Annotated in this window: 4 protein-coding genes; 2 read left to right on the forward strand and 2 right to left on the reverse strand. The window is 72.0% G+C overall.

Annotated elements, in window-relative coordinates; all coding sequences use genetic code 11:
- The first annotated feature begins 36 nt into the window (after nucleotides 1-36).
- Nucleotides 37-1,797, forward strand: a complete 1,761-nt coding sequence (locus tag VFW24_05035; GenBank protein HEX5266116.1) for an ABC transporter ATP-binding protein — start codon at nucleotides 37-39, stop codon at nucleotides 1,795-1,797.
- Nucleotides 1,798-1,850: 53 nt separating this feature from the next.
- Here the strand turns inward: VFW24_05035 and VFW24_05040 are convergent, their stop codons facing one another.
- Nucleotides 1,851-2,348, reverse strand: a complete 498-nt coding sequence (locus tag VFW24_05040; protein HEX5266117.1) for a hypothetical protein — start codon at nucleotides 2,346-2,348, stop codon at nucleotides 1,851-1,853.
- Between the two features lie 182 nt (nucleotides 2,349-2,530).
- Between VFW24_05040 and VFW24_05045 the strand changes: the two genes are divergently transcribed.
- On the forward strand, nucleotides 2,531-4,381 hold the full coding sequence (locus tag VFW24_05045; protein ID HEX5266118.1) for an ABC transporter ATP-binding protein: 1,851 nt from the start codon (nucleotides 2,531-2,533) through the stop codon (nucleotides 4,379-4,381).
- A gap of 96 nt (nucleotides 4,382-4,477) precedes the next feature.
- On the opposite strand, the gene VFW24_05050 is transcribed toward VFW24_05045, so the two are convergent.
- Nucleotides 4,478-4,739: hypothetical protein (locus VFW24_05050; protein HEX5266119.1), on the reverse strand; the 262-nt coding region annotated here is incomplete at its 5' end.

A 4,739-nucleotide genomic window follows, 5' to 3' on the forward strand; every position in this document is an offset into this window, starting at 1 on the left:
AGAACGCCGTCACACCCCCGGCGTAGGTTGGGTTAAATGCGGTGGGGTCCCATCCGGCGCGTGCTGCCCTACGTCCGCCCGTACCGCCGGCAGATGGTCGTTATGACCCTGGCGGCCCTGGGCGCCCTGGGGGCGGTGACCTCTATACCCCTGGTCATCCGGGCCGTGATCGACGGGCCGGTGGCCCGCCACGAGCACGGGGGGCTGGCGGCCCTGACCGGGCTGGCCCTGGCCCTGGGGCTCGGGGAGGGGCTGCTCCTCTGGCTGCGCCGGCGGGTCCTGGCCAACGCCGCCACGGGCATGGAGGCCACCATCCGCAACGACCTCTACGCCCACCTCCAGCGCCTGCCGGTCTCGTTCCACGCCGAGTGGCAGTCGGGCCAGCTCCTCTCCCGGGCCACGACCGACCTGTCGACGATCCGGCGCTTCGTGGGCTACGGGCTCGTCTACCTGGTGGTGAACATCGCCACCTTCGCCGGGGTGCTGGCCGTCCTCCTCCATCTCAACCTGGCCCTCGGCCTGGTGACCGGGGCCGCCGCCGTGCCGATCCTGATCACCGGGCGGAACTTCGAGCGGGAGTACCACGGCGTGGCCCGCCGGGTGCAGGACCTCCAGGGGGACCTGACGACCCTCGTCGAGGAGGCGGCCGGCGGCATCCGGGTGATCAAGGCGTTCGGGCGCCACGGGCCCGAGGCGGCGAGGTTCGGTGGGCAGGCGCGGGTGCTTCGCACTACTGCGCTGGAGACGGTGCGGCTCCGGGGGCGCTTCTACGCCCTGCTCGGGCTGATCCCCAACGTGACGCTGGCGGTGGTGCTGCTGGGCGGGGGCGTGGCCGTGAGCCACCACCTGCTCACCCTCGGCGGCCTGGTGGCGTTCGTGTCGCTGTTCCTCATGCTGGTCTGGCCGGTGGAGAGCCTCGGGGAGATCCTGGCCATGGCCCAGGAGGCGTCGACGGCCATCGAGCGGATCTGGGAGGTGTTCGACACCAGCCCCGAGATCGTCGACGCCCCCCACGCCGTGGTGCTGGCGAGCGTCGAGGGCCGGCTGGACTTCGAGGGCGTGCGCTTCACCTATCCGGGCGCGGCCACCCCGACCCTGGCCGGCGTCGACCTGCGCATCGAGCCCGGGGAGACGGTGGCCCTGGTCGGCGCCACCGCGTCGGGGAAGTCGACGCTGATCTCGCTCGTGCCCCGCCTCCACGACGTGACGGGCGGGCGCATCGCCCTCGACGGCACCGACATCCGCGACCTCACCCTCGGCTCCCTGCGCTCCCACATCGGCGTGGCCTTCGAGGACCCGACCCTGTTCTCCGCCAGCGTGCGGGAGAACCTGCTGATCGGCTGCCCCACGGCCGGGGACCGGGACATAGCCGTGGCGCTGGAGACGGCCCAGGCCCAGTTCGCCTACGAGCTGCCCTGGGGCCTCGACACCCGCGTCGGGGAGCAGGGGCTGTCGCTGTCGGGCGGCCAGCGCCAGCGCCTGGCCCTGGCCCGCGCCATCCTCGGGCGGCCCCGCGTGCTCGTGCTCGACGACCCCCTCTCCGCCCTCGACGTGCACACCGAGGCGCTGGTGGAGGAGGCGCTGGCCCGGATCCTGGCCGGCACCACCGCCCTCGTCGTCGTCCACCGGCCCTCCACCCTGGCCCTGGCCGACCGGGTGGCCTTCCTGGCCGACGGGCGGGTGGCCGCCACCGGCTCCCACCATGACCTCCTCGAGTCGGTTCCCGCCTACCGCGCCGTGCTGGCCCAGGAGGCCGACGACGCCGGCAACCTCGCCGGGGCGGAGGTCGGGGCGTGAAGGACGGCACCCAGCGCGCGGGGGTTCATCCAGCGATGACCGCGCCGCCGTAGCTATGGCCGGAAGGGCTTGAACCAGTCCTCGTACCTGAGGTTGGCGAAGTTCAGGTCGTGGGTCGTGTCGTCCTCCACCCCGTCGAAGGCCGGATGGAACAGGAATTCGTGGTCCAGGTCCTCGAAGTGGATGTTGCGGAACAGATCGAAGTCGAGCTCCTCGTCGGGCTCAGCCAGCACCTCGGCGGTTTCCAGCAGTCCGTGAAGGGCCAGCTCCTGGGCCGTTGACTCCAGTGGGCCTGGATCCTGGCCCCCCAACTTGCCGATCACGGAGTCCAGCACCAGCAGGAACCGGTCGAGGAAGGCCGCGTCGTAACGATGCCGGTACCGCGTGGGTAGGAACCGGTTCTCGATCAGGAACTCGACCAGGGTCATGTCGAGCCGACCACCGTCCGCCAGCGCCACCTGTTGCTGGGTCCAGTCGACAGCAGCCGCGAGAGCCTTCTTCTCGTCCCGCCCCAGTGCCGAGTCGAACCACCCGCTGATCCTGTCGCTCACGTGACCCCTTCTCCCCTGATGAGGGAGGCTATTCCGAGCCGACGTCATCCGGCCTGGTCCCGCCCCGGACGGCCCGTGCAACCGGCCGGAGCCAACCCGGTAATTCAGCGTGGGCGGTCACACGTCCGGCGTAGGTTGAGCCAAATGCGGTGGGGGGCCCACGCCGGTACGGAGGTCAGGGCGTGAAGGACCAGGGGCTGGCGGCCGCCCAGTGGCGGGGCGTGGCGGCCGAGGACGCCGACCAGATCACCGCCCCGGTGAGCGCCCTCCTCCGAGGGCGGAGCCACCGGCTCCTCCGCTCCCTCCTCCGGCCCCACAAGCGGGGCCTGCTGCTGGCCGGGGCGCTCATCGTCGCCTTCGACATAGCCAGCATGGTCGGGCCCTTCCTCGTCCAGCAGGGCATCGACCGCGGCCTCCCGCCGCTCCTGCACCACCACCGGCTGATGCCGCTGCTGCTCATCTCAATCGGCCTGGCAGTGGCGGGCGCCGGCCAGGCCCTCTCGGACTACGCCTTCACCCGGGTCACGGGGCGGGTCGGCCAGGACGTGCTGCTGGACCTGCGCGAGAGGGTGTTCGACCACTTCCAGCTGCTCAGCATCAGCTTCCACGAGCGCTACACCTCCGGCCGGGTCATCTCCCGCCTGACGTCCGACGTGGACGCCATCACCGAGCTGTTCCAGGACGGACTGCAGGTCCTGGTGTGGGCGCTGCTCACCATCGCCAGCGTGGCGGTGCTGATGCTCTGGCTCGACCCGGTGCTGGCGGCGGTGGTGTTCCTCGCCTCCCCGTTCGTGCTGCTGCTCTCCCGGTGGTTCCGTCACAACTCGGCGCTGGCGTACCGGGCCACCCGGGAGGCCATAGCCCTCGTGATCGTGCACTTCGTCGAGTCGCTGGGCGGGATCCGCGCCGTGCAGTCGTTCCGGCGCGAGCCCCGGAACCAGGAGATCTTCGAGACCCTGAACGAGAGCTACCGCAACACCACGGCGTGGACGATCCGGCTGGGCGCCGTATACGGCCCGGGTGTGAAGGCGATGGGGAACGCCGCCCTGGCCGCCGTGCTGCTGGTCGGTGCCATCCGAGTCGAGCACGGGCGGATCACCGTGGGGATCCTGGCCGCGTTCGTGCTCTACCTGCGCCGCTTCATCGACCCGATCCTCGACCTCAGCCAGTTCTACAACCTGTTCCAGGCCGCGGCAGCGGCGTTCGAGAAGCTGTCCGGCGTGCTGGAGGAGGAGCCGGCGGTGCCGGAGCCCGCGGCCGGAACGGCAGTCGTCCCGCCGGCGGCGGCACCGGGGCGCCCGATCGGCTCGGTGGCCCTGCGCGGCGTGAGCTTCGGCTACCGCGACAACCTCGTCCTCGAGGACATGGATCTGGTCGTGCCGGCCGGCCAGACGCTGGCGCTGGTGGGCGAGACCGGCGCCGGCAAGACCACCGTGGCCCGCCTGATGGCCCGCTTCTACGACCCGACCGCGGGGACGGTCACCCTCGACGGCGTCGACCTCCGCCGGATCACGCGTGAGGAGCTGCGCCGGCGGGCGGTGATGGTGACGCAGGAGGGCTTCCTGTTCTCCCGCCCGGTCGGGGAGAACATCGAGTTCGGCCGGCCCGGCGCCTCCCGGGACGAGGTGATGGGGGCGGCCCGAGCGGTGGGCGCGGACCGCTTCATCGCCGGACTGCCCGCCGGCCTCGACACGCCCGTCGGCAAGCGGGGTGGGGCGCTGTCGGCGGGGCAACGGCAGCTGATCTCGTTCGCCCGGGCGTTCCTGGCCGACCCCGACGTGCTGATCCTCGACGAGGCCACCGCCTCGCTGGACATCCCCAGCGAGCGGCTGATCCAGCGGGCGCTGCGGACCCTGCTGGCGGAGCGGACGGCGGTGATCATCGCCCACCGCCTGACCACGGTGGAGATAGCCGACCGGGTGGTGGTCGTCGACGCCGGTCGGATCGTCGAGGACGGCACGCCGACCGAGCTCCTCTCCCACGCCAGCCGGTACCACGACCTGCACACGGCGTGGGAGGACAGCCTGGTCTGACGCCCGAACAACCGTGTGTGTATGCAGACGCGAAACCGCCGGGCCGCCACCCGTGAAGCACACGGATGATCGGCCCGGCGGTCGGTACGTCCAGATCTACGCGGCCAGCTCCAGCTGGAGCTCACCGTCGGCTGCAGGAGCCTCGACGGGATCGGGACGCCGGCGCGCCACCAGCACCGCCACCACGAACGCCCCGAGAGCGACGACAGCCGAGATCCGGAACCCGGCGTCGTAGCCCGAGGTGAGGGCCTGGTGGGCGATGCGGCCCGCCACCGCCGGGCTGGAGGTGACCAGCCCGTGCGCCGCCGCGGCCGCGGTCAGCGTGGCCCGGTGGGCGGCGGTGACGGATGTGGCCACT

Source organism: Acidimicrobiales bacterium (assembly GCA_036273495.1).
Lineage (GTDB): Bacteria > Actinomycetota > Acidimicrobiia > Acidimicrobiales > JAJPHE01 > DASSEU01.

Bases quoted from the DNA above. Each gene is read 5' to 3' on its own strand.
- VFW24_05035 (HEX5266116.1), top strand. From the start codon at position 37: ATGCGGTGGGGTCCCATCCGGCGCGTGCTGCCCTACGTCCGCCCGTAC.